Below are 25,806 nucleotides of genomic sequence, written 5' to 3' on the forward strand. Positions count from 1 at the left end.
GCCAGGAGGCGAACGCTTTTGAGTACGGGAACCGGAGCAGACTCCGCACCCGGCCATACATCCACCACTACTACTGCTCCGGGTGGCAGTGCGGGCAGGCAGACCATGTTCAGCTCGCTGAAGATCCGCAACTACCGGCTCTTCGCCACCGGCCAGGTCGTCTCGAACACGGGCACCTGGATGCAGCGCATCGCGCAGGACTGGCTGGTCCTCTCCCTGACCGGCTCCGCGTCCGCCGTCGGCATCACCATCGCCCTGCAGTTCCTGCCGATGCTGCTGTTCGGGCTCTACGGAGGCGTACTCGCCGACCGGCTGCCCAAGCGGCCGCTGCTGATCACCACGCAGAGCGCGATGGGCCTCACCGGTGTCGCGCTCGCCGCGCTGACCCTGGCCGGACACGTCCAGGTCTGGCACGTCTACCTCGCGGCCTTCCTCATCGGCCTGGTCACCGTCGTCGACAACCCGGCCCGGCAGACGTTCGTCTCCGAGATGGTCGGCCCCGCGCAGCTCGCCAACGCGGTCAGCCTGAACTCCGCCAACTTCCAGTCCGCGCGGCTGGTCGGCCCGGCGATCGCCGGCGTGCTCATCACGGCCGTCGGCTCCGGCTGGGCCTTCCTGATGAACGGCCTGTCCTTCGCCGCGCCCATCGCCGGCCTGCTGCTGATGCGCACGCACGAGCTGCACTCCGTCACCCCGCAGCCGCGCGCCAAGGGCCAGCTGCGCGAGGGCCTGCGGTACGTCGCGGGCCGGCCCGAGCTGGTGTGGCCGATCGTGCTGGTCGGCTTCATCGGCACGTTCGGGTTCAACTTCCCGATCTGGCTGTCGGCCTTCGTCGACGACGTCTTCCACGGGGACGCGGGCACGTACGGGCTGTTCAACACCCTCATCGCGGCCGGCTCCCTGGCCGGTGCCCTGCTGGCGGCCCGCCGCGGCCAGGCCCGGCTGCGGCTGCTGGTGACGGCGGCGGTGCTCTTCTCGGCCCTGCTGCTGGTCACCGCGTTCGCCCCGGGCTTCTGGCTCTTCGCGGCGCTGCTGGTGCCGATCGGGATGTTCGGCCTGACCGTGAACGTCGTGGCGAACTCCAGCGTCCAGATGGCCACCGATCCCGAGATGCGGGGGCGGGTCATGGCGCTGTACATGATGGTCTTCACCGGCGGCACGCCCGTGGGGGCCCCGCTGGTGGGATGGATCACGGACACCTACGGAGCGCGGCTGGGCATGGCGTCCGGCGGCCTGCTCTCCCTGGCGGCGGCGGTCGGCGTCGCGGTGGTCCTCTCCCGCGTGGGCAACCTCCGCCTGAGCGTGAACCGCCGCGGCATCGCGTTCGTGCCGTCCCCGCGCCGCGAACTGACCACGGCCGCCTGAGCCCTGGCCGGGCGGTCCGGTGGGGGGTCCCCGACCCGCCCTTCCACCGTTCCCCGGGCGCTGCCCGGCCCCGCCGGCGGGAGAGGCGCGGGGGTCCGGGGGCGACCCCAGGGGGGGCCGGGGCGCAGCCCCGGGGAACGGACGAAGGGCGGGGAGGGGCGAGCCCGGCGCAGCGACACGGCCCCCCTGGGGCCCGTCACCCCGCACTCGGCCCCCGGCCCCCGGCCCCCGGCACGGCCCCCTGCCCCGGCGCGGAGCGGAGCGGTAGCGTCGGGGGCGTGAGGCTGTTCGCCGCCGTGCTGCCCGGGCCCGACGCCGTCGGGGAGCTGCGTGACGCCGTCGCGCGGGCGCCCCACCCGGAGGGGCTGCGGTGGACCACCGAGGCGGCCTGGCACTTCACGCTCGCCTTCATGGGAGAGGTCCCCGACCCCCTGCTCCCCGAGCTGCACGCCCGCCTCGCCCGCGCGGCGCACCGTACCGCCCCCTTCCCGCTCCGCCTCCACGGCGTCGGCCACTTCGGCAACCGCACCCTGTGGACCGGGGCCGCCGGCGGGCTCGACGCGCTGCGCCTGCTGGCCGAGCGCGCCGACGCCGCCGCCCGCCGGGCCGGGATCCCCATGGAGCAGCACCGCCGCTACACCCCGCACCTCACCCTGGCCCGCAGCCGCCCCGGCCCCGGCCCCGGCGCCTCTCTGCGGCCCTGCCTCGACGCCCTCGCCGGCTTCGAGGGCACGCCCTGGCGGGTCGACACCCTCAGCCTGGTCCGCAGCAACCTCCCCACCAGCGGCATCCCCGGCGAGCAGCCCCGCTACGAGGTGGCCGGGGCCTGGCCCCTGTCGGGCTGAGGCCGGCGTTCGGGGAGGGTTCACTCCCCCGTGGCCCGTACTTCGGGGCGCGGAATCCGGATTCCGGTGAAACAGAAGCAGTAGAGGCGGCCCCGGCATGCTCCGGCCCAGTAAACCGAGCAGGCCGCCCGCTGACGCCCCGCACCACCCGTCGCCCCGCGCCACCGCGCGCGGCGACGGCCCGGAGTTCCTCCAGTCACCCCCGAAGGAGTCCCCGTGCCGCTCACCGAGCCGACGATGACGACGACCGCGCCCACCACCCCCGCGCGCACCGCCACCCGGCGCAGGCTGCTGATGTGCCGTCCCCAGCACTACGACGTCACGTACTCGATCAACCCCTGGATGCACCCGGAGAGGAGCACCGACCCCGGCCTCGCGGTCCGCCAGTGGGAGCGGCTGCGCGACCTGTACCGCGAACTCGGCCACACGGTCGAGGAGATCGACCCCGTCGAGGGCCTGCCCGACATGGTGTTCGCAGCGAACGGCGCCACCGTCGTCGACGGCAGGGTCTACGGCGCGCGGTTCCGGCACGTGCAGCGCACCGCCGAGGGCCCGGCGTACCTGGACTGGTTCGGCCGGCGCGGCTACCGCGAGGTGCTGTGGCCCGAGTACGTCAACGAGGGCGAGGGCGACTTCCTCACCGTCGGCCGCCGGCTGCTCGCCGGCACCGGCTTCCGCACCGACCCGCGCTCGCACGCCGAGGCCCAGGAGTTCTTCGGCCTGCCGGTGACGAGCCTGACCCTCGTCGACCCGGAGTACTACCACCTGGACACGGCCCTGGCCGTGCTCTCCGACGACGAGGTCATGTACTACCCGGCCGCCTTCTCCGAGGGCAGCCGGGCCGTGCTCCGCACGATGTTCCCCCACGCGATCCTCGCGACCGCCGAGGACGCGGCGGTCTTCGGGCTGAACGCCTTCTCCGACGGCCGGCACGTGCTGCTGCCGGAGGCGGCGACCGGCCTGATGGCCCAGCTCAGCGCGCGCGGCTTCGAGCCGGTGGGAGTCGGGCTCTCCGAACTCCTGAAGGCGGGCGGCAGCGTGAAGTGCTGCACCCTGGAGCTGCGCGACCGCTGAGTCACCACCGACGTCATCACCGACGTATTTCCGGAAAGGACCGTTGTGACCTCTGCGACCGCGATCGCGGACAGCTACGCCCGCCTGCTCGGCCTCCTGGCGGACGGAGGAGCCGACTACCGGCTGCTGCGCCACGCCCCGGAGGGGCGTACCGAACGCGCCAGCCTGATACGCGGCCACCGGCTCGAACAGGCCGCCAAGTGCCTGGTGATCAGAGTCGCGCTGGGACGCAAACAGCGCCGCTACGTGATCGCCGTGGTGCCGGGGCACTGCCGCGTCGACCTGGAGGCGGTGCGGGCCGAGTACGGCGGCACGAACGCCTCCTTCGCCGTGCGGGAGGTCGCCGAGGAGCTGACGGGCTGCGTCAGCGGTTCGATCATGCCGGTGAGCTTCGATCCCTCCGTGGAGGTGGTCGTGGACCCGGCCCTGCTGGAGCACGAGGAGATCTGGTTCAACGCGGGCCGCCTCGACGAGTCGGTGGCGCTGCGCACCTCCAGCTACCTGGCGCTGGTGCGCCCGCGGGCGGCCCGGATCGGCGAGGCGCCGGCCCTGGTCCCGCCGGACGGCGCGGGGCTGCCCGCCCTGCGGCTGACGGTGACGTAGCGGTACGCGCCGGGCACCTCGGCCGGCGGGGGTCCCGGGTGCCCGGCCGTCCCCGCGCCCCGGTCAGCTTCCGGCCGCCTCCGGCCCGGGCGCGGGCGGCGGGGGGCCCGCCAGGTGGGCGCGGGCGACGCCGGCCGGTACGCACATCCGCCAGGCGTCGGTGACCAGCTCCGCGAGTTCCGCGGTGTCGAGGGCGGCCATGCGGGCGTGCACCCAGTGGTAGCGCATGTCCCCGGCGCCGGGCAGGGAGAACGTGTCCGGGGCGGAGGCGACGAGCGCGGCCCGCTCCTCCTTGGGGAAGGCGAAGCCGAGCTCGGTCTCGTCCCGGGACAGGGCGAGGTAGACGATCCGGCCGATGCGGAACTTCACCCGGTCGCGGACGAGGTGTTCCTCGGTGCGCGGCAGCGCGAGCGCGAGCCGCCGTACGTCGTCGACGGTGACCATGACGCAAGTCTCGCAGCCCCTGGCGAAGGGCGGGGAGGGGAGCGCGTTAGTCTCGACGGGTGGACCCGAAGACCAGGAACCGTGTCATGGCCGGTGTGCTCGTGCTGATGTTCGTCGTCGTGGCGGTGGCGGCCGCGGTGGGCCAGTAGCCCGCACGCCCCGCCGCTGCCGTACGCCCGTACCCGCCCGCCCCGCCCGCGCCCGAAGCGCGCGGCGGGGCGGTGTGCGTGCGCAGCCGCCGCGGCTACCAGGCGAAGGCCTCCGGGGAGGGGCCCGGGCCGGGGAAGATCTCCTCCAGGGAGGCCAGCAGCTCCTCGGAGAGTTCCAGCTCCACCGCCCGCAGCGCCGACTCCAGCTGCTCCGCGGTGCGCGGGCCGACGATCGGGCCGGTGACGCCGGGGCGGGTCAGCAGCCAGGCCAGGGCGACCTCGCCGGGTTCCAGGCCGTGCTTGTCGAGGAGGTCCTCGTACGCCTCCAGCTGTGCCCGGACCGAGCTGTTGGCGAGGGCGTCCGCCGAGCGCCCGGAGGCCCTCCGGCCGCCCGCGGCCTCCTTCTTGATGACGCCGCCCAGCAGCCCCCCGTGCAGCGGGGACCAGGGGATGACGCCGAGTCCGTACGCCTCGGCGGCGGGGATGACCTCCATCTCGGCGCGCCGCTCGGAGAGGTTGTAGAGGCACTGCTCGCTGACGAGGCCGAGCCGGCCGGTGCGGGCGGCGGTCTCGTTGGCCTGGGCGATCTTCCAGCCGGGGAAGTTGGAGGAGCCCGCGTAGAGGATCTTGCCCTGCTGGACGAGGACCTCGATGGCCTGCCAGATCTCCTCGAAGGGGGTCTGCCGGTCGACGTGGTGGAACTGGTAGACGTCGATGTGGTCGGTCTTCAGGCGGCGCAGGCTCTCGTCGACGGCCCGGCGGATGTTCAGGGCGGAGAGGCGGTCGTAGTTGGGCCAGGTCTCGCCCCCACGGGACATGGAGCCGTAGACCTTGGTGGCGATGACCGTCTTCTCGCGGCGGCCGCCGCCCTGCGCGAACCAGGTCCCGATGATCTCCTCGGTGCGGCCCTTGTTCTCACCCCAGCCGTATACGTTGGCGGTGTCGAAGAAGTTGATGCCGGCGTCGAGGGCGGCGTCCATGAGCGCGTGGCTCTCCGGCTCGCCCGTCTGGGGGCCGAAGTTCATGGTGCCGAGTACGAGGCGGCTGACTTTGAGACCGGTGCGTCCGAGCTGCGTGTACTTCATGGGCCACTAGCCAACTGCTTGGAGTGCGCTCCAGGCAAGACCCCTTCGCACGAAGGGGGTTACGGATCCCGCGCGGGCCGGTAGGGGCCGCCGATGCCCCAGGCCTGGTGCAGGACGGCCGCGAACTCGCCGGCGAGGCGGTGCTCCCCGGAGGCGTTGGGGTGCGTGCCGTCGTAGGTGTCCCGGTGGATGTCGTACGCGTGCGGGCGGGCGGCCAGCAGGATCGGCGAGGCGTCGGCCGTCAGGTCGGCGACCGCTTTCCCGAGCAGCTCGTTGAAGCGGGCGACCTCCGCCGCGAACGGGGCGTCCTTCTCGGCGCGGACGTTGGGTATGACCGGCAGGAAGACCATCCGGACGGCGGGGCGGGCCTCCCGCGCTGCCGCGACGAAGCGGCGCACGTTGTCGGCGGTCTGGTCGGCCTTCGTGTAGAAGCCGAGGTCGATCAGGCCGAGGGAGACGAGCAGGACGTCCGCGCGGGCGGCGCCGGCGGCGGGCCCGACCAGGGGTGCCATGTGCTGCCAGCCCTCGCCCCAGCCGGCCAGGTGCCGGCGGGCGTGCGCGGGGAAGTCCGCGGCGGCGTAGGCGTGGCTGGTGGGGGTGTCGGTGGCGGTGTCGTACAGCGCGCTGCGCGGCCCGACGATCTCGAAGGAGCCGTCGCCCAGGGTGGCGCCGAGGTGCTGCCACATCCGGTAGCGCCAGGTGAAGTCGCCGGCGCGTCCGATGGTCATGGAGTCGCCGACGAACATGAAACGCATCCGGCCATCATCGCGGATCACACGACCGGAACCCCTGTGACGCCGGACACGCCGCAGGGGGTGGGCGGGGCACCGGACACCGCGGACCCGGCCCGGTCCACCGGACACCCCCCACGGGCTGGCAGGCTTGAGGGATGCGCCTGCTGCCCCGGTTGACCGCCGTTCCCGCCGCCCTCGTGCTGGCCGTGCTGCCGGGGGCCGCCCTGGCGGCGGAAACCCCCGCCGCCGCCGGGTTCACCATCACCGACCCGCGCATCAGGGAGTCGAGCGGCCTCGCGGCCAGCCGCGTCCACCCGGGCGTGTACTGGACGCACAACGACAGCGACGACGGCCCGTACGTGTACGCGGTGGACTCCGCGACGGGCAGGACCCTCGCACGGGTGACGCTGACCGGGATCGGGACGCCGCGCGACGTGGAGGCGATCTCGCTCGGCCCGGACGGGCAGCTGTACGTGGGCGACATCGGCGACAACAGGAACGGCACCTGGGACCACGTGTGGATCTACCGCTTCCAGGAGCCGAGGGAACTGGGCGACCAGACCGTCAAGGCCGAGCAGTTCACCGTGGTCTACGCCGACGGGCCGCGCAACGCGGAGGCGCTGATGGTCCATCCGGTGACGGGCCGGGTGTACATCGCGAGCAAGAACGAGCAGGGCGGCGGCCTGTACGAGGGCCCCGAGCGGCTGTCGGCGGACGGGCGCAACGTCTTCCGCCGGGTCGCGGACGTGCCGTGGGTGACGGACGGGGCGTTCTCGCCGGACGGGGGGCGGCTGACGCTGCGCGGGTACTTCACGGCCCGGACGTACCCGTGGAAGGACGGCCGCCCGCAGGGGGAGGGCGAGCGGCAGGACGCGCCGTGGCAGGGGCAGGCCGAGTCGGTGACGTACACGCCGGACGGCCGGACGCTGATGTTCGGGGCGGAGGGCGCGAACAGCAAGGTGGTGGCGGTACCCGTGGCGACCGCGTCGGGTGCGCCCGACCCGGCGGGGGCCGGGTCGCCGCAGCAGCCCGGGGGCCAGGGCGCCGGCGGATCGGGCTCCGGGGCCCAGGGCGAGCCCGCCACGCCGGGTTCCGGCAGCTTCACCAAGGGGGCCCTGGTCCTGGCGGCGGGCACGGCCCTGGTCCTGGCGGGCAAGCGCGTGCTGCGCCGCCGCCCGAAGCCCTGAGCCACCGCGGCCGCGGGCCGTCCGGACGCCGCCGCCCGGAACTGAGCCGGCCCGGCCGCGGGCCCGTTCCGGCGTTGCCGGGGCGTTCGGGAACCGGGCGGGCGGCCGACGGCGTCCCTCTCCGCGCCCGGCCTTGCGGCCACGGCGCACCGCCGGGCCCGGGCCCTTGTCGTTCACGGGGGTGACGACAGGGGTCCGCGCCCGCTCTGCCCGCCGGCCCGCGCCGCCTGCGCTACGAGTGCCCCAGGTCGGCGGACGGCAGGTCCGCCGGGGGCACCGAGCCGGTGTCGGGGGCCTGGCGGAGCGGGAACTCGTCCGTCGCCATCGAGTCGAGCACCGGCGGCGCGGGCCGCAGCGGCTTCGGCATGACCGCGGCCTCCGAGTGGCCGCCGCAGCCGTACGACAGGGACACCAGCCGGCCGTCCGCCGGGGCGAACTCGTTCGCGCAGACACCGAAGGCCTGCCCCAGCGAGCCCCCGATCGCGACGAGGAACCCGCACGAGACGCACGACGCGGGCGCCGCCTGCGCCATCGCCGTCTTCGCCCCGAACGACTCGTCCCACCGGTCGGCCGCACTGTGCAGCCCGTACCGCGACAGGACGCGCGCACGGCGCATGCCGAGCTCTTCCGCCACCGCGGCGATGGAGCCGCGCGCCGGGACGACCGCCCGGTCGGTGACGTCGGCGTCCTCCGCCTCCACCAGTTCGGCCATCTCGGCCGACACCACCGAGTTCGGCGGCGGCGCGTCCTCCCCGGACCAGCCCGGCTCCAGCCGCAGGTCGTCGGCGTCCGTGGGCAGCAGGTCGCCGGGGCCCATGTCGCCCGGGCGCAGCCGTTCGCTCCACGGCACCCATTCGGGGGCGAGCAGCGCGTCGTCGCCGGGCAGGAGCACCGTTTCGTCGAGGGTGACGTTCTTCGCGCGGGAGGCGCGGGTCACGGTCACGGCCCAGCGCCAGCCCCGGTAGCCCGGCTCCTCGCACTCGAAGAGGTGCGTGACGACCCGGTCGCCCTCCGCGACGACCGACACGTGCTCGCCCACCACACCGGGGTGGGCGGCCTCCTCGGCCGCCGCGCGGGCGAACTCCACCGCCTCGGCGCAGAGGCGGTCGGGGGCGGGCGTACGCGGGGTACGCGGGGTACGGCTTCGCGTCGTCGCAGCACTCACAGGTCTCGTTCTCTCCTACGCCGTCTCACGAGTGCGCCGTCCGTACTGTCGTCCACAACGACCCGTCGGTCTCGTCCGTACGTAGCGCGGGCGGAGCGGACCAGAGGGCCGCGTCGACGTCCGCGCCCCGATCGGCCTCGGGCGCACCCCACTGTGATCCATTCTGCGGGATCGCGAAGAGGCGCGCGGCCAAGTGCAACCGCCGGTGGCGCGCTACGCACGCTACCTCCTCCGGAGCCTTCGGCCCACATGCGAGGTCCGATTCGCGGACAACGCCCGTACGAGGGGACCGGCGCGGCGGCGGCCCGCAACGCACCGGGGGACGTGCCGGAGGGGGTACTGGCGGCCGTGTGGGGCACTATGGCCACGTGGCACCCGTACGGTCGTCCGCAGACGGCCCGGGACCGGCCAGGCGGGCCGGCCGGGCCGTCGGGCGTGCCCTGCACCTGCCGATCACCGGCCCGGCGCGCGGGATCCGGCGTGCCACGCACGCCCAGGGGGCGGGTGAATCGGGGCTGGGCCGGCTGATCGAACTGCACGCGATCAACGGCGCCGGCGACGTGATGATCACGGTGGCGCTGGCGTCGACGGTGTTCTTCTCCGTCCCCACGGACGAGGCGCGCGGCCGGGTGGCCCTGTACCTGGCGATCACCATGGCGCCCTTCACCCTGCTGGCCCCGGTGATCGGCCCCCTGCTGGACCGGCTGCCGCACGGCCGGCGGGCGGCGATGGCGGGCGCGATGCTGACGCGGGCCCTGCTGGCGCTGATGATGTCCGGCGCGGTCGCGACGGGCGGGCTGGAGCTGTACCCGGCGGCGCTGGGCGTGCTGGTGGCCTCGAAGGCGTACGGCGTCGTCCGCAGCGCCGTGGTCCCGCGCCTGCTGCCGCCGACGTTCTCACTCGTCAAGGCGAACTCCCGGGTCACGCTGGCGGGCCTGCTCGCCACGGGCGCGGCGGCGCCGGTGGCGGCCGCCCTGCACGGGATCGGGCCGCCGTGGCCGCTGTACGGGGCCTGCGCGATCTTCGTCTGGGGCACGGTCGCGGCGTTCCAGCTGCCGCACAAGGTGGACGAGGCCAAGGGCGAGCGCCGGGCCCGGCTGTCCACCCACGAGGCGCACTCGAAGCGCCCGGGGCTGCGGACGGTCAGCCGTCCGGTGCTGTGCGGGCTGCTGGCGAACGCGTCGATGCGCGGGCTGTCCGGGTTCCTGATCTTCTTCCTGGCGTTCCTGCTGCGTGAGCACCCGCTCGGGGGGCAGAGCGCGGCGGTGTCGCTGGGCATCGTCGGCGTGGCGGCGGGCCTCGGCAACGCCTGCGGCACGGCGGTCGGTGCGTGGCTGCGGGCGCGCGCCCCGGAGGCGATCGTGGCGGCGGTCCTCTGCGCCACCCTGGGCGTGGCGATCCTGGCGGCCGTCCTCTTCAGCGGGCTGCTCATGGCCGTCCTGGCCGGGACGGCGGGCTTCTGCCAGGCGCTGGCGAAACTGTCGCTTGACGCGATGATCCAGCGGGACGTCCCGGAGGCCGTCCGCACGTCGGCCTTCGCCCGTTCGGAGACGCTGCTCCAGGTGGCGTGGGTGCTGGGCGGCGCGATCGGCATCGCCCTGCCGCTGAACGGGATCCTGGGCATGTCGGTCGCCGCCGTCCTGGTCGCCCTGGGCACGACGATGGCCCTCCGCGGCCTCCTCACCTCCCGCCCCCACCCGGCCCACCCCCGAGTGGCGTAACACCCCGAGCCTCGGGCGCGAAATCCCGCCCCACCGGCGTTCAAAGCGCGCGCCCCCGGCCCGGCGCCCGATCCGGCCCCACCGGCGCTGGAGGCGCGGGGTCTGGGGCGGAGCCGATTCCAGCCCCGCCGGCGCTTGAGGCGCGGGGTCTGGGGCGCCACCCATCCAGCCCTGCCGGCGCTCGAGGCGCGGGGACTGGGGCGGAGCCGAATCCAGCCCCGCCGGCGCTTGAGGCGCGGGGTCTGGGGCGGAGCCCCGGGGAGCCCCCCAGCCCGCGGCGCAGCCGCCCGGTGCCCCCACCCGCCCGGCCAGGGCAACGGTCGCCCCGCCGCAGGACCCCCGTGCGGCGGCGCAGCCCACCGGCCCGATAGCCTTCGGCTCATGACCGCACCGCTTTTCCCGGGTAGGGCCCGCCGCAGCGTCGCGGCCCTCGGAGCCGTGTCCGCCGGCCTCCTCCTCCTGTCCGCCTGCGCCAACGACAAGCCGACGCCGCTCGCGACGGTGACCGTCGGCAGCACCTCGGTGTCCGCCGAGTCCGAGTGCCGCGCCGACGGCAAGGACCTCTCCATGGACAGGGTCCAGGAGTGCCTGACGGACCTGAAGGACGCCAAGACGATCGACTACGGCCGCGGCGACACGCTGCGCCTGGGCGTCGAGCCCGAGATCGTCGAGGACGGCAAGAAGTGGCAGGCGGTCCTCGACGGCCAGCCGATCACCGAGCCGTCCGCGAACACCTACCGCAGCTTCCAGGGCGCCGACGTCTTCGCGACCGGTGGCCAGGGCGAGGCGCCCCAGTCGAAGATGCTGGGCTTCGTCCAGGTCGGCGAGGACGGCAAGCCCCTCGCCGTCTGGTCGTTCAAGCTCAAGCTGAAGAAGTAGCGGCAGGCGCAGCGGCGTGCGCGCGCTGATCGTGACCGCGGTGGCCGCGGAGGCCGAATCCGCGGCCGCCGGCCTGACCCCTCATCCGGACCCGGTCACGCCCGAGCCGCGCACCCTTCCCGGTGGGTACCTCATCACCCGCCGGGACCTGCCCGGCCTCGCCGCCGACGTGCTCGTCGGCGGTGTCGGCCCGGCCGCCGCCGCGGCCGCCACGGCCACCGCGCTCGCGCTGGCCGACTACTCCCTCGTCGTCTCCGCCGGCATCGGCGGCGGGTTCGCGCCCGCCGCCCCGCCCGGCTCGCTGGTGGTCGCCGACGCGCTCGTCGCCGCCGACCTGGGGGCCGAGACCCCCGAGGGTTTCCTGCCGGTGCAGGAGCTCGGCTTCGGCCGCAGCGTGCACCTGCCGCCCGCCGAGCTCGCCGCCCGCGCCGCCGAGGCGACCGGGGCGCTGCTCGCGCCCGTCCTGACCGTGTCCACCGTCACCGGCACCGCCGCCCGCGCCGCCGAGCTGTCCGCCCGGCACCCGCTCGCCGGGGCCGAGGCGATGGAGGGCTTCGGGGTGGCGGAGGCCGCCGCCGCGCACGGGCTGCCGGTACTGGAGATCCGCGCCGTGTCCAACGCCGTCGGACCGCGCGACCGGGCCGCCTGGCGGATCGGAGAGGCGCTGGACGCCCTGACCGCCGGATTCGGCGCCCTGGGACCCGTACTCGTCACATGGGGAGAACGCCATGAGCACCGGTGAACCGCTGGGCATCGCCTACTCGCCCTGCCCGAACGACACCTTCGTCTTCGACGCCTGGGCGCACGGACGCGTCCCCGGCGCGCCCCCGCTCGACGTGACCTTCGCCGACATCGACATCACCAACGGCATGGCCGAGCGCGGCGAGCTGGACGTGCTGAAGGTGTCGTACGCCGTACTGCCGTGGGTGCTGGAGGAGTACACGCTGCTGCCGTGCGGCGGGGCGCTGGGGCGCGGCTGCGGCCCGCTCGTGCTGACGCGGGAGCCGGGCGCGGACCTGAGCACCGGCACGGTCGCGGTGCCGAGCGAACGCTCCACCGCCTACCTGCTCTTCCGGCTGTGGGCGGCCGACGTGCTGCCGGACGGGGTCGGCAAGGTGGTCGTGCTGCCGTTCCACGAGATCATGCCGGCGGTGCGCGACGGGCGGGTGGACGCGGGACTGGTCATCCACGAGGCCCGGTTCACGTACCGGGACTACGGGCTGCACTGCCTGGCCGACATGGGCGAGCACTGGGAGTCCACCACCGGCCTGCCGATCCCGCTCGGCGCGATCATCGCCAAGCGCTCGCTGGGCGCGGACACGCTGCGCACGCTGGCCGAGTCGGCCCGTACGTCGGTCCGGATGGCGTGGGACGACCCGGAGGCGTCGCGGCCGTACGTACGCGCCCACGCGCAGGAGCTGGACCCGGCGGTGGCGGACCAGCACATCGGGTTGTACGTCAACGAGTTCACCGCCGACCTCGGCGACGCCGGGTACGCGGCCGTCCGCGGGCTGCTGACCAGGGCCGCGGCCGAGGGACTGGTTCCGGCCATCCCGCCGGACGCACTGCGCTTCCCGTGACGCGGCACGCGTGACGCACCGGTGCCCCGCGGCTCACAGGAGCGGCGGGGCACCGTCAGGCGTCACGGACGTCCCGGACGCCCGGGCGTCTCAGACGTCGAGCTGGTCGGCCACCGCGCGCAGCAGGCCGGCGATCTTCGTGCCGTGCGCCTTGTCGGGGTAGCGGCCGCGCTCCAGCATCGGCGTGATGTTCTCGAGCAGGGTCGTCAGGTCCTGCACGATCGAGGCGAGCTCGTCGGGCTTGCGGCGCTGGGCGGCCGCGACCGAGGGCGCCGGATCCAGCACCGTCACGGAAAGTGCCTGGTCACCGCGCTGTCCCGCGACGACTCCGAACTCCACCCGCTGCCCGGGCTTGAGGGCCTCGACCCCGGCCGGGAGCACCGACGAGTGCACGAAGACGTCTCCGCCGTCGTCGCGGGAGAGAAAGCCGAAGCCCTTCTCGCTGTTGAACCACTTGACCTTGCCGGTAGGCACGTCCGTCCTCTGTCCTTGTGCTCGTCGGGTCCGGTCGGCCGGGGTGAACGGCTCCGGATAGCAGTGCAGCGGGTCCTCCGACCCGCCTCCTCAAGGCTAATGGTCCAGAAACCGCTGGCAAGACGTCCCCCGGTCCTTCCCGCTTCGCCGCTTCGGCCAGGGAACTACCCTGGTCGCGTGACTGTTACTCCTCACCCCGACGAAGCGCGCCCCGGCGACGGCCTGGTCAAGGCGGGGGGCATCGTGTTCATCGTGGGCGCCGTGGCGACCCTGGTGACGATGGCCCCGCTGTTCCTGGGTACCGACCCCTTTCCGCCGTACGCGTGGGCCGTGTGCATGCTCATGGGCGTCGGCTTCGCCATCTCGGCGGCGGGCGTGCTCCGCTCGGCCGCCGCACAGCGCCGGGCGGCCCGGGCGTCCCAGGCCGCCTGACGCCGCCGCTCAGGCCGCGCGGTTGCGGACGTACTCCGTGAGCCACTGCGGCAGCGCGGTGAGGTCCGTCAGCACCACGTCCGCACCGGCCGCGCGCAGCTCCTCCGCCGGGCACGGCCCGGTCGGCACCACGACCGACAGCGCCCCGGCCGTCCGGGCCCCGCGCACGTCGCCGACGTGGTCGCCGACGTAGACCTGCGCCCCGTACTCGCGCAGCGCCCCGGCCTTGGCCTCCGCCCAGAGCCAGCCGATGACGGCGTCGGGCTCTATGCCGAGGTGCTCGAGGTGGTGGCGGGCGTTGGGCTCGTTCTTGGCCGTCACCACGATCGCCCGTCCGCCGAGGGCCTGGACGGCCTTGACCGCCTCGCGGGCGCCGGGCATCGCCGGCGTCGGCTCGATGGCGTAGTCGACGTACAGCTCCCGGTAGAGGTCCCGCATCGCCGGGATCTCCTCCTCGGGGAACCAGTGGGCGAGCTCCTGTTCCAGCGGCGGCCCGAGGCGCGTGATGGCCTCATCGGCGTTGATGTACGCCCCGGTCTTCGCGGAAAGCGCCTGGTAGGCGGCCTTGATGCCGGGGCGGGAGTCGATGAGCGTCATGTCGAGGTCGAAGCCAACGGTCAGCTGTGCGACCGGGGCACCGGGCTGCGGGGGGATGTGGGAGGTCATAGCGCCATTGTGCCGAGGCTCCAGCGGGGTGAGGGAACGTAAGCGGAGGTTGGCTTATCGGATGCCCCTATTTGGCGAAATGTCAGCTCTGCGGGGATTCCTCACCGGGGGGCGGGGTTTCGGGGCGGGGTTCCGGCGGGGCGGCCTCAGGGCTGGGGTGGGGGCTTCCCGTCAGTCCCATCGTCATTCCGGTTCGTGCCGGTCCCTCAAGGGCGCTCCTTCGTCGCGTCGCTCCGCGATGGCCTTCGGCCACCCTTGACCGACCGACCCGCCCCGGAAAGCCGAAAGACTGCCGGGAACCCCCCAAAAGAACGGTCACCAGGGACAGGTCCGAGGAGCGGCTCCCTCAGGGACGAGACGAGGGGCCAGGGGCCATAACCCCTTCCCGGGTCCGGTCCCATCGAGCCACAACCCACGCCCCGGCCCCACCCGCACCGAACAGCGACCAGAGCAGCCCGGGAAGCGCACGCACGCGACAGATCGCTACGCGCTTCTCACATCTCGGCGACTGCCGGCCGTCGGGGGCTGATACCTGCACCAGACGGTGAACAGAAGCCCGTCGGAGGGGACCGACGCATGAGACCCTGCACGACCGGGGTGGATTCCTACTTCTTTGATACCGGTGGAGACGTGTCTGAGGCGACCTATGGAACTGCTTACCTCCGATGTCGACGACATGACGAGACTCTGCGGCGACCGGGTGCACATCATCCACGTCTGATGGACGGCAACTGGCCGGATCCAGTGCGCAGTTCGCCACCGCGATCCGCTGGTCTTTCGGTCCCGGACGGGCTGTCGGTCACCGTCTGGTGCAGGTATCAGCCCCAGACGGCCGCCGGTCGCCGAGCCAAGAGGAGGGCCTAGCGATCTGTCGCGCCTGGGCGCTTCCCGCGCTGCTCTGGCCGCTGTTGGGTGGGGGTTGTGGCCCCTGGCCCCTCGCCTCATCCATGAGGGAGCCGCTCCTGATCGATGTCCCTGGTGACCGTTCTTTTGGGGGCTTCCCGGCAGTCTTTCGGCTTTCCGGGGCGGGTCGGTCTGTCAAGGGTGGCCGAAGGCCATCGCGAAGCGACGCGACGAAGGAGCGCCCTTGAGGGACCGGCCCGAACCGGAATGACGATGGGACTGACGGGAAACCCCCAACCCAGCTGTGAGACCGCCCAAGGGGACCCCGCCCCCGAAGCCCCGCCCTACCGCCGCCGCGAGCGCCACAGCAGGTACGCCGCCGTGGTGGCGGCCGCCGTGCGGGCCAGGGTGGGCCAGAGGGACTGGAAGGCCTGACCGGCCTCCGTGGAGGGCAGGGGGTCGCCCCAGCGGCCGGTGGTGCGGCCCCACAGCCAGAGCGCGGCCAGGGCGAAGACCCCGGCGGGCAGGCCGGGGAGGACCCACTTGCGCTCCCGGGGGCCGAGCACCCGGGAGGCGTACGCCACCAGCGCGCCGGCCCCGAGCAGCAGCCAGTACCCGGTGAGCGCCCCCGCGAGGAGCAGCGCCGCCGCCAGCAGGAGGAACGCGTGGGGGCGGGGCCGGGGTTCCCGGGCCTCCGGCGCGGCGGCCTTCTTCCGTTCGCGCCGGTCGCGCAGGAACCGTACGAGTCCCCCTGCCCCTGACCCTGCCCCTGCCCCTGTCACCGGAGCTCCCGGCTCCGGCTTCTCTCCCCGCTCCGCCGCCTCTTCCTCCCGCTCGCGGAAGAAGTCCGGGAACTCGATGCCGCCCGCGAAGCCCGCCACCTGCGGCCCCGCCCCGGAGGCGCCCGGGGACAGGCTCCACCAGTCGGGTTCGGCTCCGGCCGAGGGCCCGAGTTCGTCGAGCCCGGCGAGGTGCGGCGGCACGTTCTGCGGGGCCGCCGGTGTGCTCGGCGTGCCGCCCCGCTGCACCGGGACCCCCGGGCTCGCCGGCGGAGCGGCAGGACGCGCCGGCCCCACTCCGTCCACGACCTCCTCCGGCGTGCCGATCCGCTCCAGGATGCCGCGTACCGCCGCCGGGGTGTCCGGCTCGTACGTCGCGCGCCGGCGCTCGATCTCGTCCCGCAGCCCCGAAACCAGCCGCATCCGCTCTCCGGACGACAGCTGCCGCCGCTGGGCCAAGTCCCCGACGCGGCTCAGATATTCGTAGACCAGATGGTCGCTCTCGATCCCCACGCCCCCGACGGTAGCGCGTGCGTCCGTGGAGCGGCCGACGGCGCAGCGGATACCGTTGGCCGGATGGGGACCGGACGGCGGTCCGGCCGGCGTGACCAGGAGGCGACCAACGTGCCCGAGGCAAGCACCGCTGCGGCGAACGCCCCGCGCTCCCTCGCCGAGGCGCTCCGCGCCCGCGACGACGTGGCGCTGGCCGCCCTGCTGCACGCCCGCCCCGATCTGCTGAACCCGGTGCCCGGCGACGTCACCCAGCTGGCGACCCGGGCCGGCACCCGGGCGTCGGTGGTGCGCGCCCTGGACCGCCTGGACCGGTTCGCGCTCCAGACGGCGGAGGCCCTCGCGGTGGCCCCGGACCCGTGCCCGTACCCGGTGCTGGAGGGGCTGCTGGCCGGCTCCGGCGCGGAGGACGGGGCGGCCCGCGACGCGCTCCCCCGGGCCCTGGGCACCCTGCGCGACCAGGCTCTGGTGTGGGGGGACGAGGACCGGCTGCGGCTGGTGCGCACCGCCCGGGAGCTGCTCGCCCCGTCCTCGCAGCGGCCCTCGCCGACCGGGCTGGGGCCGACCGTGGCGGAGGCGACGGCGGGCATGTCGCCGACCCGGATCCAGGAGATCGTGGCGGCGGCCGGGCTGCCCGCGACGCACGACCCGGTGTCGGCGGTGGCCGCGCTGACCGGGCTGTTCACCGACCCGGAGCGCATGTCGGCGCTGCTGGACGAGGCTCCGGCGGAGGCGCACCAGGTGCTGGGGCGGCTCGTGTGGGGGCCGCCGTACGGGGAGGTGACCCCGAATCCGACGCCGCCGGTGCGCTGGCTGCGTGACCGGGGGCTGCTGCTGCCGGCTTCGCCGCGGACGGTCGTACTGCCCCGGGAGGTGGCGCTGCACCTGCGCGGCGGGCTCGCGCACCGGCGGACGGAGCCGCTCGCGCCGCCGGTGGGCGTGCACCGGGAGCACCGTCCACAGCTTGTGGACGCGAACGCGGCGGGGCAGGCGCTGGCCGCGCTGGCGACCGTCGAGGAGTTGGTGAAGTCCTGGGAGCACGCCGGGCCGCTGGTGCTGCGGGCGGGCGGGCTGGCGGTGCGGGACCTCAAGCGGACGGCGGCCGCGCTGGACACCACCGAGCAGCAGGCGGCGTTCTGGATCGAACTCGCGTACGCGGCGGGGCTGCTGGCCAGTGACGGGGAGGCCGACGAGCGGTACGCGCCCACGCCCGCCTTCGACGACTGGCGCGAGCTGCCGCCCGCCGAGCGGTGGTCGGTGCTGGCGGCGGCCTGGATGGCGGCCACCCGCACGGCCGGGCTGGTCGGGGAGCAGGACGCCAAGGGCCGCACGCTGTCCGCGCTCGGCCCGGACCTGGACCGGTCGGCCGCGCCCGAGGTGCGCCGCCGGGTCCTGGACCTGCTGGGCGAGCTGCCCGAGGGCGGGGTGCCCGACCCGGAGGTGGTGCTGGAGCGGCTGGCGTGGGAGCGGCCGGCGCGCGGTACGGGCGACCTGCGGGCCCGGCTCGCGCACTGGGCGCTGCACGAGGCCGAGGTGCTGGGTGTCACCGGCCGGGGTGCGCTCAGCGTCTTCGGCCGCGCCCTGCTGGAGCACCGGGATCCGGCGGCGCTGCTGGCCCCGCTGCTGCCGGAGCCGGTGGACCACGTGCTGTTGCAGGCCGACCTGACGGCGGTGGCGCCCGGGCCGCTGCTGCGGCCGCTGGCGGAGACCCTGGCCGTGCTCGCGGACGTGGAGTCCAAGGGCGGGGCGACGGTGTACCGGTTCACGCCGGGTTCGGTGCGGCGGGCGCTGGACTCCGGGCACGCGGCTTCCGACCTGCACGCCTTCCTCGCCGAGCACAGCCGTACGCCGGTGCCGCAGCCCCTCGCGTACCTGATCGACGACGTGGCCCGGCGGCACGGGCACCTGCGGGTGGGCGCGGCGTCCTCGTACGTGCGGTGCGACGACGACGCCATGCTGGGCGAGATCATGGCCGACAAGCGGTCGGCCCCGCTGGGCCTGCGGCGTCTGGCGCCGACGGTGCTGGCGGCCCAGGCGGACCCGGGCGCCCTGCTGGAGGGGCTGCGGGCGATGGGTTACGCCCCGGCGGCGGAGTCGCGGACCGGTGACGTGCTGGTGGCGCGGGCGGACGCGCACCGCACCCCGGCGCGTTCGGCGCCGGTTCCGGTGCCGGACGGGCCGCCGGTGCCGGACGCGACGCTGCTGGGCGCGGCGGTACGGGCGATCCGTGCGGGCGACCTGGCGGCGACGGCGGTCCGCAAGGAGCCGGCCGCCGCGTCGGCCGGGGTCCCGGGGGAGCTGCCGCGCACCAGCGCGGCGGAGACGCTGGCCACGGTGCAGGCGGCGGCGCTGACGGGGTCGGCGGTGTGGATCGGGTACGTGAACGCCGACGGCGCGGCGAGCCAGCGGGTGATCGCCCCGGTCCGGGTGGAGGGCGGCTTCGTCACGGGCTACGACCACACGGCGGACGAGGTCCGCACGTACGCCCTGCACCGCATCACGGGGGTGGCGGAGCTGGCGGAGGACCAGGTCTAGGGGGTTCCCCGCCGCGCGGGAGACGCCGCCCGCCGGAAAACCGCTGGTCGGCGGGCGGGTCGCACGGCACCCTGGCGGCATGTCCGAAGCCACGCCCCACGTCGTGCCCGCACCCGGGCCGGCCCTCCCCCGGTACGGGATCCGCGCCGCCCACACCGCGTCCACGATCACCGTCTACCAGGCCTACGCTCCCCGCCTCGGCCTGCCCGCCGCCCGCGACGGGCGTTTCCCGCCCGCCTGGAAGCGGGAGCGGATGACGTGGGTCAAGCCGTCGTTCCTGTGGATGATGTACCGCTGCGGCTGGGCCACGAAGGCCGACCAGGAGACCGTGCTGGCGGTCGAGATCACCCGTGCGGGCTTCGACCGGGCCCTCGCCCGCGCCTGCCTGTCCCACTACGTGCCCGGCGTCCACCCGGACCGGGAGGCGTGGAAGGCGTCCCTGGCCGGTTCCCCGGCCCGGGTGCAGTGGGACCCGGAGCGGGACCTGCACCTGAACCCGCTGCCCCACCGGTCCCTGCAACTGGGCCTGTCGGGGGAGGCGTCACGGGCCTACGCCGACGAGTGGACGGTGTCCATCCGCGACGTCACCCCGCTGGCCCGCCGGATCCACGCCCTGGTCCGCGCGGGCGACACCGAAGCGGCGCGCGCGCTGCTGCCGGCCGAGCCCCCCTACCCGGCGGGCCCGCTGCCTCACCTCGGCGCGTAGTCGGTCCGCGCGTGGTCGAAGGGCCACGCCTCGCGCAGCCACGCGCTCACGGCTCCGTACACGGCGGCGTCGAGGTGCGCCCGGTCCTCGCGCACCCAGGAGCTGACGTGCACCCGCCCGGGCTGCTCCTTCGCCGGATAGACGTACAGGCAGCCGACGACCTCCGCGTCCCCTTCCAGGACGCTGTACGTGAACCCGCGCCGCTCCGCGAAGTCCCGGGCGTGCCGCTCCAGGTCGGCCAGGTTCGCCTCGGCGGACATCCCCTCCGGCGGCGGCCAGTGGCGGCCCGCGAAGCCGGGCGTGGCCCGGATGTGCGCGATGCTCCCGCTCCAGGCGGCGAGGTCCCGCGCGTTGTGCTCCGGCCCGAGCGGCTCCAGCCGGAAGCCGTCGCCGGCGAGCGTGCGCGGCACGTCGAAGTCCTCGGGGACGAAGGGCTGCTGATCTTCACTCATGCCGGGACGGTACGTTCGCGCCCGGACCGGTGTCAGCGGTTTTCCGCCGGGCCCCCGGCCGGACGGCGTGTGCCCGGGGGATTCCACGGCCGTCCCGCCCTGCTCCTCAGGGGCCCGAACGCCCCCTGATGAGGCACACTGGACGTTTGACCCATTGCGGAAGGGACGCAGCCAGGTGAACGGGCCCCTCATCGTCCAGAGCGACAAGACCCTCCTTCTCGAGGTCGACCACGAGCTCGCCGGCGCCGCGCGCCGGGCCATCGCACCCTTCGCCGAGCTGGAGCGGGCCCCCGAGCACATCCACACCTACCGGATCACCCCGCTCGGCCTGTGGAACGCCCGGGCCGCCGGGCACGACGCCGAGCAGGTCGTCGACGCGCTCGTCGAGTACTCCCGCTACCCCGTCCCGCACGCGCTGCTGGTCGACGTCGCCGAGACCATGGCCCGCTACGGGCGGCTCACCCTGTCCAAGCACCCCGTCCACGGGCTGGTGCTGACCAGCACCGACCGGCCCGTGCTGGAGGAGATCCTGCGCTCGAAGCGGGTCGCCCCGCTGGTCGGCGCCCGGCTCGACGCCGACACCGTGGCCGTGCACCCGTCGGAGCGGGGGCAGATCAAGCAGACCCTGCTCAAGCTGGGCTGGCCGGCCGAGGACCTCGCCGGGTACGTCGACGGCGAGGCGCACCCGATCGAGCTCGAGGAGAACGGCTGGGCGCTGCGCCCCTACCAGGCGCAGGCCGTCGAGGGCTTCTGGCACGGCGGCTCCGGTGTGGTCGTCCTGCCCTGCGGCGCGGGCAAGACGCTCGTCGGAGCCGGTGCGATGGCCAAGGCGAAGGCGACGACGCTGATCCTGGTCACCAACACCGTCTCGGCGCGGCAGTGGAAGCACGAGCTGGTGCGGCGGACCTCCCTCACGGAGGACGAGATCGGCGAGTACTCCGGCACCCGCAAGGAGATCCGGCCCGTCACGATCGCCACGTACCAGGTGCTGACGACCAAGCGGAAGGGCGTCTACCCGCACCTGGAGCTGTTCGACTCCCGCGACTGGGGGCTGATCCTCTACGACGAGGTGCACCTGCTGCCCGCGCCGGTGTTCAAGTTCACCGCCGACCTGCAGGCGCGGCGGCGGCTGGGCCTGACGGCCACTCTGGTGCGGGAGGACGGGCGCGAGTCGGACGTGTTCTCGCTGATCGGGCCGAAGCGGTTCGACGCCCCGTGGAAGGAGATCGAGGCGCAGGGCTACATCGCGCCCGCCGACTGCGTCGAGGTCCGCGTCAACCTGACCGAGTCCGAGCGGCTCGCGTACGCGACCGCCGAGACGGAGGAGAAGTACCGCTTCTGCGCGACGACCGCGACGAAGCGGAAGGTCACCGAGGCGCTGGTGCGCAAGCACCGGGGCGAGCAGACGCTGGTCATCGGGCAGTACATCGACCAGCTCGACGAGCTCGGCGAACACCTGGACGCGCCCGTCATCAAGGGCGAGACCTCCAACGCGCAGCGGGAGAAGCTCTTCGACGCGTTCCGCCAGGGCGAGATCAACGTGCTGGTCGTCTCGAAGGTCGCGAACTTCTCCATCGACCTGCCCGAGGCGACCGTCGCCATCCAGGTGTCCGGCACGTTCGGCTCGCGGCAGGAGGAGGCGCAGCGCCTGGGCCGGGTGCTGCGGCCGAAGGCGGACGGGCACGAGGCGCGGTTCTACTCGGTCGTGGCGCGCGACACGATCGACCAGGACTTCGCCGCGCACCGCCAGCGCTTCCTGGCGGAACAGGGCTACGCGTACCGGATCATGGACGCGGACGAGCTCCTGACGAGCGACTGACCCCGACCCCGGGGGTCGCCCTCGGGGCCGGGACGCGCGCCGTCGTCGGCCGGCGGCCGGTGTGGCGGCGGTGGGCCGCGCCGGCCAGGGCCGTGAGCAGCGGTACGCACCACACCCACAGCTGCGGCCACTCCCGCAGCAGGGCCCGGCCGCTCCCGTGCAGGTGCCGGGCCCAGAAGTCGGCGGAGGCCTCCGGGAGCACCACCAGGCCGAGCAGGGCGGTGCCGGCGAAGCCGGCGAGGGCGGTCAGGGCGGCCCGGACGCGCCGGGTCAGCAGCAGGTACGGGATGCACAGCGCCGGGGTCAGGGTGATCCCGGCGGCGGTGCCCAGGGCGAAGCCCTTGCCGAGCGCGGCGTGCGCCCGGCCCAGGTCCCACACGGCGAGGCAGGCGAGCGCCAGGTTGATCTGGGCGGGCAGCGGACTCTGGAACAGGGGCTCCAGCCACAGCCCGGCGATGGTGGCGGCCAGGACGGGCCCCCGCCGGGTCCGTACTCCCGCGAGGCGGCAGGAGAGCAGGACCAGCAGGGCGAGCAGGCCGGCGTTCCCGAGGACGAGGACGGCCTTGAGCACACCGGCCGGCAGCCAGGCGGCGGGCGTGAAGAGGATCGCGGCGAACGGCGGATAGGCGGAGGGCGGATGCCAGTCGGCGGCGGAGAAGCCGCTGAGGACGGCGTCCGCCGTCGGGATGCGCAGGGCGATGCCCAGCACGCCCAGCACCAGCAGCGGGGCTGTGACCAGCACGCCTGCGAGCGGCGACGGCGAAGAAGCGGAAGTGGAGCTGCGGGTCACGCGCGTGACCCTAGTGGATCAACCGCCCACCCCCGCCGAGTTCAGGCCACGGCTCGCACGGGCCGTGAGCGCGCGGGCCGGCCCGGGATCAGCGGCGTATGAGGCCGGTGTCCTCGGCGTACTCACCCAGCACGACCACGCTCACGGCGGCGGCGGCGAAGACCCTCGCCGCGCGCAGGACGTCGCCGACGCGGTGGCGGGAACGGTGGTCGGAGGTGTCGGCGGCGCCTTTCGGGCGGCCGCCCTGGACCGGGGCGAAGGTTGCGGTGCTCATGGATCCATGGTGCGTTTCCGCCCCTCGTCGCACATCGCCCTCAGGACGGAACCTGCGGGCCCCCCGCGTCCTCCTCACGGCCCACGGCACCCCCGAGAAGCCCTGACCAAGGTCTGACACCCCCAGGTATGACACCCGTACGGGGGCCTCCCCCGCCGGACGCCCGGCCCCTCAAAAGCATTCGCGCCGCCCCGCCCTGCTGCGTACAATCTCCGCTCTTGCCGCCTCCCGCCGCCCCATCGGGGAGAGCCGCCTTCCGGACGGAAACCGGGGGCTTTCCGTACCGCACCAGACGCAGCACCAGACACCAGACCAGCAGCTGGAGGCCTCCCCGTGTCCGCGCACGCCCCCGACACCGCACCCGCCACGGCGACCGCACCCGACCCCGGCGACCCGCTCGGCCGCGAGCGGGCCCACCTGTCGGCCTCGCGCTCCGCCCTGCGCGCCATGCGCGAGGACGTCGAGGCCCTCGACATCCGCGACGTCACCGCCAACTGGGTCAACGCCATCGTCCTCCAGGCGCAGATCGACGACCGCATCAAGGCCCTCGCCGACCTCGCGCACACCCCGCTCTTCTTCGGCCGCCTCGACTACCTGCACGCCCCGGGCGCGGAACTGGCCGAGGGCGCCGAGGGCGAGCAGTTCTACATCGGCCGCCGCCACGTCCACGACGCCGGGGGCGACCCCATGGTCATCGACTGGCGCGCCCCCGTCTCCCAGCCCTTCTACCGCGCCTCCAAGGCCGACCCGCAGGACGTCGCGCTGCGCCGCCGCTTCGGCTACACCGGCGGCGAGCTGACCGCGTACGAGGACGAGCACCTGTCCGACCCGGCGGAGTCGGCCGCCGTCAGCAAGCTGCTCCAGCAGGAGATCGAACGCCCCCGCGTCGGCCCCATGCGCGACATCGTGGCGACGATCCAGCCGGAGCAGGACGAGATCGTCCGCTCCGGGCTCTCCGGATCCGTCTGCGTGCAGGGCGGCCCCGGCACCGGCAAGACCGCCGTCGGCCTGCACCGGGTCGCGTACCTCCTGTACGCGCACCGCGAGCGCCTCGCACGGACCGGGACCCTGGTCATCGGGCCGAACCGTTCCTTCCTGCACTACATCGAGCAGGTCCTGCCGGCCCTGGGCGAGCTGGAGGTCAAGCAGGCGACCGTGGACGACCTCGTCGCCCGCGAGGGGCTGGAGGTACGCGGCGCCGACGCCGCCGCCACGGCGGTGGTCAAGGGCGACGCCCGGATGGCCGAGGTGCTGCGCCGCGCGGTCCGCTCGCACGTCACCGTGCCGACCGAGCCCCTGATGGTGGTCCGCGGCTCGCGCCGGTGGCGCGTCCCCGCGTACGAGCTGGCGGAGATCGTCGCCGAGCTCCAGGCCCGCGACATCCGCTACGGCGCCGCCCGCGACGCGCTGCCCCAGCGGATCGCGCACACGGTGCTCGTCCGCATGGAGCAGGCGGGCGAGGCGCCGGACGACCGGGTGCAGGACGCGGTGGCCCGCAACGCGGCGGTGAAGGCGGCGGTCAAGGCGGTCTGGCCGGCGGTCGACCCGGCGAAGCTGGTGCTGCGGCTGCTGTCGGACGCGGAGTTCCTGGCGCTGCACGCGGAGGGGGTCCTCACGCAGGACGAGCAGGAGCTGCTGCTGTGGCCGAAGCCGTTCCGCAGCGTGAAGTCGGCGAAGTGGTCGGCGGCGGACCTGGTGCTGATCGACGAGGCGGCGGACCTGGTGGAGCGGACGCATTCGCTCGGCCACGTGGTCGTCGACGAGGCCCAGGACCTGTCCCCGATGCAGTACCGGGCGGTGGGCCGCCGCTGCACGACGGGCTCGGCGACGGTGCTGGGCGACCTCGCGCAGGGCACCACCCCGTGGGCGACGCGCAGCTGGGAGGAGGCGCTGGCGCACCTGGGCAAGCCGGAAGCGGTGCTGGAGGAGCTGACGGCGGGCTTCCGCGTGCCGCGCGAGGTGATCGCGTACGCGTCCCGGCTGCTGCCGTCGATCTCCCCGGGGCTGGCCGCGGTGTCCTCGGTCCGTGAGACACCGGGCTCGCTGACGGTGACCCGGTCCGCCGACGCCGACGGCCTGACGGCGGACGTGGTCGCCGCCTGCCGGGCCTCCCTCGCGCACGAGGGCTCGATCGGCCTGATCGCGGCGGACGCGCGGATCCCGGTGCTGGCGGAGGCCCTGCTGGCGGCGGGCCTGCCGTACCTGGCGCCGGGTGAGGAGACGACGGCGCAGTCGCGCCTGACGCTGGTGCCGGCGTCGCTGGCGAAGGGCCTGGAGTACGACTACGTGGTCCTGGACGAGCCGGCGGCGATCGTGGCGGGCGAGCCGGACGAACGCACGGGCCTGCGCCGCCTGTACGTCTGCCTCACCCGAGCCGTCTCGGGCCTCACGACCCTCCACGCCGCCCCCCTCCCGCCGGCCCTGTCCGCCCCCTCCTGACGCGCCGCTCGCGCGGCTGCGCCGGACTCCGTCCGCCGGTTACAGGGGCGGGGCGGGGGTGGGTGTGGGTGGCTGGGGCCGATGGGTCATCTGCGGGTGGGTGGGCCGCTGCGCGGGGCGAGGTCCCCTACCCGCCCTTCCACCGTTCCCCGGGCGCTGCCCGGACCCGCGCATCACACGCCGCCGGCACATCCAGCCCCGCCGGCGTGCGAGGCGCGGGGGTCCGGGGCGCAGCCCCCAGGGGTCCGGGGCGCAG

Annotated in this window: 24 protein-coding genes; 14 read left to right on the plus strand and 10 right to left on the minus strand. The window is 74.6% G+C overall.

Annotated features, from left to right (window positions below; genetic code table 11):
• Window positions 1-18 precede the first annotated feature (18 nt).
• The 4 genes from AB0D45_RS22710 (at window position 19) to AB0D45_RS22725 (ending at window position 3,887) form a co-directional block, all read left to right on the plus strand.
• Window positions 19-1,365, plus strand: a complete 1,347-nt coding sequence (locus AB0D45_RS22710; RefSeq protein WP_362461888.1) for an MFS transporter — start codon at window positions 19-21, stop codon at window positions 1,363-1,365.
• 278 nt (window positions 1,366-1,643) lie between these two features.
• A complete protein-coding gene (gene thpR, locus AB0D45_RS22715) occupies window positions 1,644-2,210 on the plus strand; it encodes an RNA 2',3'-cyclic phosphodiesterase (RefSeq protein WP_362461891.1) in 567 nt (188 codons plus the stop codon).
• A gap of 216 nt (window positions 2,211-2,426) precedes the next feature.
• Entirely contained in the window at window positions 2,427-3,284 is an 858-nt protein-coding gene (gene ddaH / locus AB0D45_RS22720) for a dimethylargininase (RefSeq protein WP_361602408.1), read from the plus strand.
• A 45-nt stretch (window positions 3,285-3,329) separates the two neighbouring features.
• On the plus strand, window positions 3,330-3,887 hold the full coding sequence (locus AB0D45_RS22725) for a YbaK/EbsC family protein (protein ID WP_362461894.1): 558 nt from the start codon (window positions 3,330-3,332) through the stop codon (window positions 3,885-3,887).
• A gap of 63 nt (window positions 3,888-3,950) precedes the next feature.
• Here the strand turns inward: AB0D45_RS22725 and AB0D45_RS22730 are convergent, their stop codons facing one another.
• The 3 genes from AB0D45_RS22730 to AB0D45_RS22740 all read right to left on the minus strand — a co-directional run bounded on the left by AB0D45_RS22730 (window position 3,951) and on the right by AB0D45_RS22740 (window position 6,320).
• Window positions 3,951-4,331 (minus strand): MmcQ/YjbR family DNA-binding protein, encoded by a 381-nt coding sequence (locus tag AB0D45_RS22730; protein WP_361602414.1) that lies wholly within the window; start codon window positions 4,329-4,331, stop codon window positions 3,951-3,953.
• A 244-nt stretch (window positions 4,332-4,575) separates the two neighbouring features.
• Window positions 4,576-5,565, minus strand: a complete 990-nt coding sequence (locus AB0D45_RS22735; protein WP_362461897.1) for an aldo/keto reductase — start codon at window positions 5,563-5,565, stop codon at window positions 4,576-4,578.
• 59 nt (window positions 5,566-5,624) lie between these two features.
• The gene (locus AB0D45_RS22740; protein ID WP_362461900.1) at window positions 5,625-6,320 is read right to left on the minus strand and encodes a GDSL-type esterase/lipase family protein; all 696 of its coding nucleotides are present in this window, start codon (window positions 6,318-6,320) and stop codon (window positions 5,625-5,627) included.
• Window positions 6,321-6,454: 134 nt separating this feature from the next.
• Here AB0D45_RS22740 and AB0D45_RS22745 point away from each other — a divergent pair, with 134 nt between their 5' ends.
• A complete protein-coding gene (locus AB0D45_RS22745; protein WP_362461902.1) occupies window positions 6,455-7,486 on the plus strand; it encodes a WD40 repeat domain-containing protein in 1,032 nt (343 codons plus the stop codon).
• A 232-nt stretch (window positions 7,487-7,718) separates the two neighbouring features.
• Here the strand turns inward: AB0D45_RS22745 and AB0D45_RS22750 are convergent, their stop codons facing one another.
• Complete coding sequence (locus tag AB0D45_RS22750; protein ID WP_362461905.1) at window positions 7,719-8,651, minus strand: DUF3027 domain-containing protein; 933 nt, start codon at window positions 8,649-8,651, stop codon at window positions 7,719-7,721.
• A 368-nt stretch (window positions 8,652-9,019) separates the two neighbouring features.
• Here AB0D45_RS22750 and AB0D45_RS22755 point away from each other — a divergent pair, with 368 nt between their 5' ends.
• The 4 genes from AB0D45_RS22755 to AB0D45_RS22770 all read left to right on the plus strand — a co-directional run bounded on the left by AB0D45_RS22755 (window position 9,020) and on the right by AB0D45_RS22770 (window position 12,831).
• Entirely contained in the window at window positions 9,020-10,372 is a 1,353-nt protein-coding gene (locus tag AB0D45_RS22755; protein ID WP_362461908.1) for an MFS transporter, read from the plus strand.
• Window positions 10,373-10,753: 381 nt separating this feature from the next.
• The gene (locus tag AB0D45_RS22760) at window positions 10,754-11,251 is read left to right on the plus strand and encodes a DUF2771 domain-containing protein (protein ID WP_361603687.1); all 498 of its coding nucleotides are present in this window, start codon (window positions 10,754-10,756) and stop codon (window positions 11,249-11,251) included.
• Between the two features lie 16 nt (window positions 11,252-11,267).
• Window positions 11,268-11,993, plus strand: coding sequence for a futalosine hydrolase (locus tag AB0D45_RS22765; RefSeq protein ID WP_362461911.1), 726 nt, complete (start codon window positions 11,268-11,270; stop codon window positions 11,991-11,993).
• Window positions 11,980-12,831: a 1,4-dihydroxy-6-naphthoate synthase gene (locus tag AB0D45_RS22770; protein ID WP_362461913.1), complete on the plus strand. Its 852-nt coding sequence runs from the start codon at window positions 11,980-11,982 to the stop codon at window positions 12,829-12,831. Before AB0D45_RS22765 ends, AB0D45_RS22770 begins: the two co-directional genes overlap by 14 nt.
• 90 nt (window positions 12,832-12,921) lie before the next feature.
• Here the strand turns inward: AB0D45_RS22770 and AB0D45_RS22775 are convergent, their stop codons facing one another.
• Window positions 12,922-13,305 carry a cold-shock protein gene (locus AB0D45_RS22775; RefSeq protein ID WP_361603696.1) on the minus strand — a complete coding sequence of 128 codons (384 nt, stop codon included), beginning with the start codon at window positions 13,303-13,305 and terminating at the stop codon, window positions 12,922-12,924.
• A 177-nt stretch (window positions 13,306-13,482) separates the two neighbouring features.
• On the opposite strand from AB0D45_RS22775, the gene AB0D45_RS22780 reads away from it, so the two are divergent.
• Complete coding sequence (locus AB0D45_RS22780; protein WP_362461916.1) at window positions 13,483-13,737, plus strand: hypothetical protein; 255 nt, start codon at window positions 13,483-13,485, stop codon at window positions 13,735-13,737.
• 9 nt (window positions 13,738-13,746) lie between these two features.
• Here AB0D45_RS22780 and AB0D45_RS22785 read toward each other — a convergent pair whose 3' ends face one another.
• Together AB0D45_RS22785 and AB0D45_RS22790 are read right to left on the minus strand one after the other, a co-directional pair.
• Entirely contained in the window at window positions 13,747-14,403 is a 657-nt protein-coding gene (locus AB0D45_RS22785; RefSeq protein WP_361603702.1) for an HAD family hydrolase, read from the minus strand.
• A 1,187-nt stretch (window positions 14,404-15,590) separates the two neighbouring features.
• Window positions 15,591-16,538: a hypothetical protein gene (locus AB0D45_RS22790; protein ID WP_362461919.1), complete on the minus strand. Its 948-nt coding sequence runs from the start codon at window positions 16,536-16,538 to the stop codon at window positions 15,591-15,593.
• A 63-nt stretch (window positions 16,539-16,601) separates the two neighbouring features.
• On the opposite strand from AB0D45_RS22790, the gene AB0D45_RS22795 reads away from it, so the two are divergent.
• Both AB0D45_RS22795 and AB0D45_RS22800 read left to right on the plus strand, forming a co-directional pair.
• Window positions 16,602-19,070 (plus strand): helicase C-terminal domain-containing protein, encoded by a 2,469-nt coding sequence (locus AB0D45_RS22795; protein WP_362461921.1) that lies wholly within the window; start codon window positions 16,602-16,604, stop codon window positions 19,068-19,070.
• A 79-nt stretch (window positions 19,071-19,149) separates the two neighbouring features.
• Entirely contained in the window at window positions 19,150-19,776 is a 627-nt protein-coding gene (locus AB0D45_RS22800; RefSeq protein ID WP_362461924.1) for a DUF4291 domain-containing protein, read from the plus strand.
• On the opposite strand, the gene AB0D45_RS22805 is transcribed toward AB0D45_RS22800, so the two are convergent.
• A complete protein-coding gene (locus tag AB0D45_RS22805) occupies window positions 19,761-20,228 on the minus strand; it encodes an N-acetyltransferase (RefSeq protein WP_362461927.1) in 468 nt (155 codons plus the stop codon). The two genes, AB0D45_RS22800 and AB0D45_RS22805, sit on opposite strands and share 16 nt — an antisense overlap.
• Before the next feature lie 175 nt (window positions 20,229-20,403).
• Here AB0D45_RS22805 and AB0D45_RS22810 point away from each other — a divergent pair, with 175 nt between their 5' ends.
• Window positions 20,404-22,047: a DNA repair helicase XPB gene (locus tag AB0D45_RS22810; protein WP_361603717.1), complete on the plus strand. Its 1,644-nt coding sequence runs from the start codon at window positions 20,404-20,406 to the stop codon at window positions 22,045-22,047.
• Here the strand turns inward: AB0D45_RS22810 and AB0D45_RS22815 are convergent.
• Window positions 22,013-22,837, minus strand: coding sequence for a glycosyltransferase 87 family protein (locus tag AB0D45_RS22815; RefSeq protein WP_362461931.1), 825 nt, complete (start codon window positions 22,835-22,837; stop codon window positions 22,013-22,015). The genes AB0D45_RS22810 and AB0D45_RS22815 overlap by 35 nt on opposite strands.
• 88 nt (window positions 22,838-22,925) lie before the next feature.
• A complete protein-coding gene (locus AB0D45_RS22820; protein ID WP_361603723.1) occupies window positions 22,926-23,111 on the minus strand; it encodes a hypothetical protein in 186 nt (61 codons plus the stop codon).
• A gap of 447 nt (window positions 23,112-23,558) precedes the next feature.
• On the opposite strand from AB0D45_RS22820, the gene AB0D45_RS22825 reads away from it, so the two are divergent.
• Window positions 23,559-25,550, plus strand: a complete 1,992-nt coding sequence (locus tag AB0D45_RS22825; protein WP_362461937.1) for an AAA family ATPase — start codon at window positions 23,559-23,561, stop codon at window positions 25,548-25,550.
• The last annotated feature ends 256 nt before the right edge of the window (window positions 25,551-25,806 follow it).

The organism is Streptomyces sp. NPDC048352 (assembly GCF_040651895.1).
Taxonomy (GTDB): Bacteria; Actinomycetota; Actinomycetes; order Streptomycetales; family Streptomycetaceae; genus Streptomyces.

Excerpts from the sequence above, each read along its gene's own strand:
- AB0D45_RS22740 (WP_362461900.1), bottom strand. The coding sequence starts at position 6,320 with ATGCGTTTCATGTTCGTCGGCGACTCCATGACCATCGGACGCGCCGGC.
- AB0D45_RS22785 (WP_361603702.1), bottom strand. The coding sequence starts at position 14,403 with ATGACCTCCCACATCCCCCCGCAGCCCGGTGCCCCGGTCGCACAGCTG.
- AB0D45_RS22730 (WP_361602414.1), bottom strand. The coding sequence starts at position 4,331 with ATGGTCACCGTCGACGACGTACGGCGGCTCGCGCTCGCGCTGCCGCGC.
- AB0D45_RS22800 (WP_362461924.1), top strand. The coding sequence starts at position 19,150 with ATGTCCGAAGCCACGCCCCACGTCGTGCCCGCACCCGGGCCGGCCCTC.
- AB0D45_RS22770 (WP_362461913.1), top strand. The coding sequence starts at position 11,980 with ATGAGCACCGGTGAACCGCTGGGCATCGCCTACTCGCCCTGCCCGAAC.
- AB0D45_RS22745 (WP_362461902.1), top strand. The coding sequence starts at position 6,455 with ATGCGCCTGCTGCCCCGGTTGACCGCCGTTCCCGCCGCCCTCGTGCTG.
- AB0D45_RS22795 (WP_362461921.1), top strand. The coding sequence starts at position 16,602 with ATGGGGACCGGACGGCGGTCCGGCCGGCGTGACCAGGAGGCGACCAAC.
- AB0D45_RS22825 (WP_362461937.1), top strand. The coding sequence starts at position 23,559 with ATGCGCGAGGACGTCGAGGCCCTCGACATCCGCGACGTCACCGCCAAC.
- AB0D45_RS22805 (WP_362461927.1), bottom strand. The coding sequence starts at position 20,228 with ATGAGTGAAGATCAGCAGCCCTTCGTCCCCGAGGACTTCGACGTGCCG.
- AB0D45_RS22760 (WP_361603687.1), top strand. The coding sequence starts at position 10,754 with ATGACCGCACCGCTTTTCCCGGGTAGGGCCCGCCGCAGCGTCGCGGCC.
- AB0D45_RS22735 (WP_362461897.1), bottom strand. The coding sequence starts at position 5,565 with ATGAAGTACACGCAGCTCGGACGCACCGGTCTCAAAGTCAGCCGCCTC.
- AB0D45_RS22820 (WP_361603723.1), bottom strand. The coding sequence starts at position 23,111 with ATGAGCACCGCAACCTTCGCCCCGGTCCAGGGCGGCCGCCCGAAAGGC.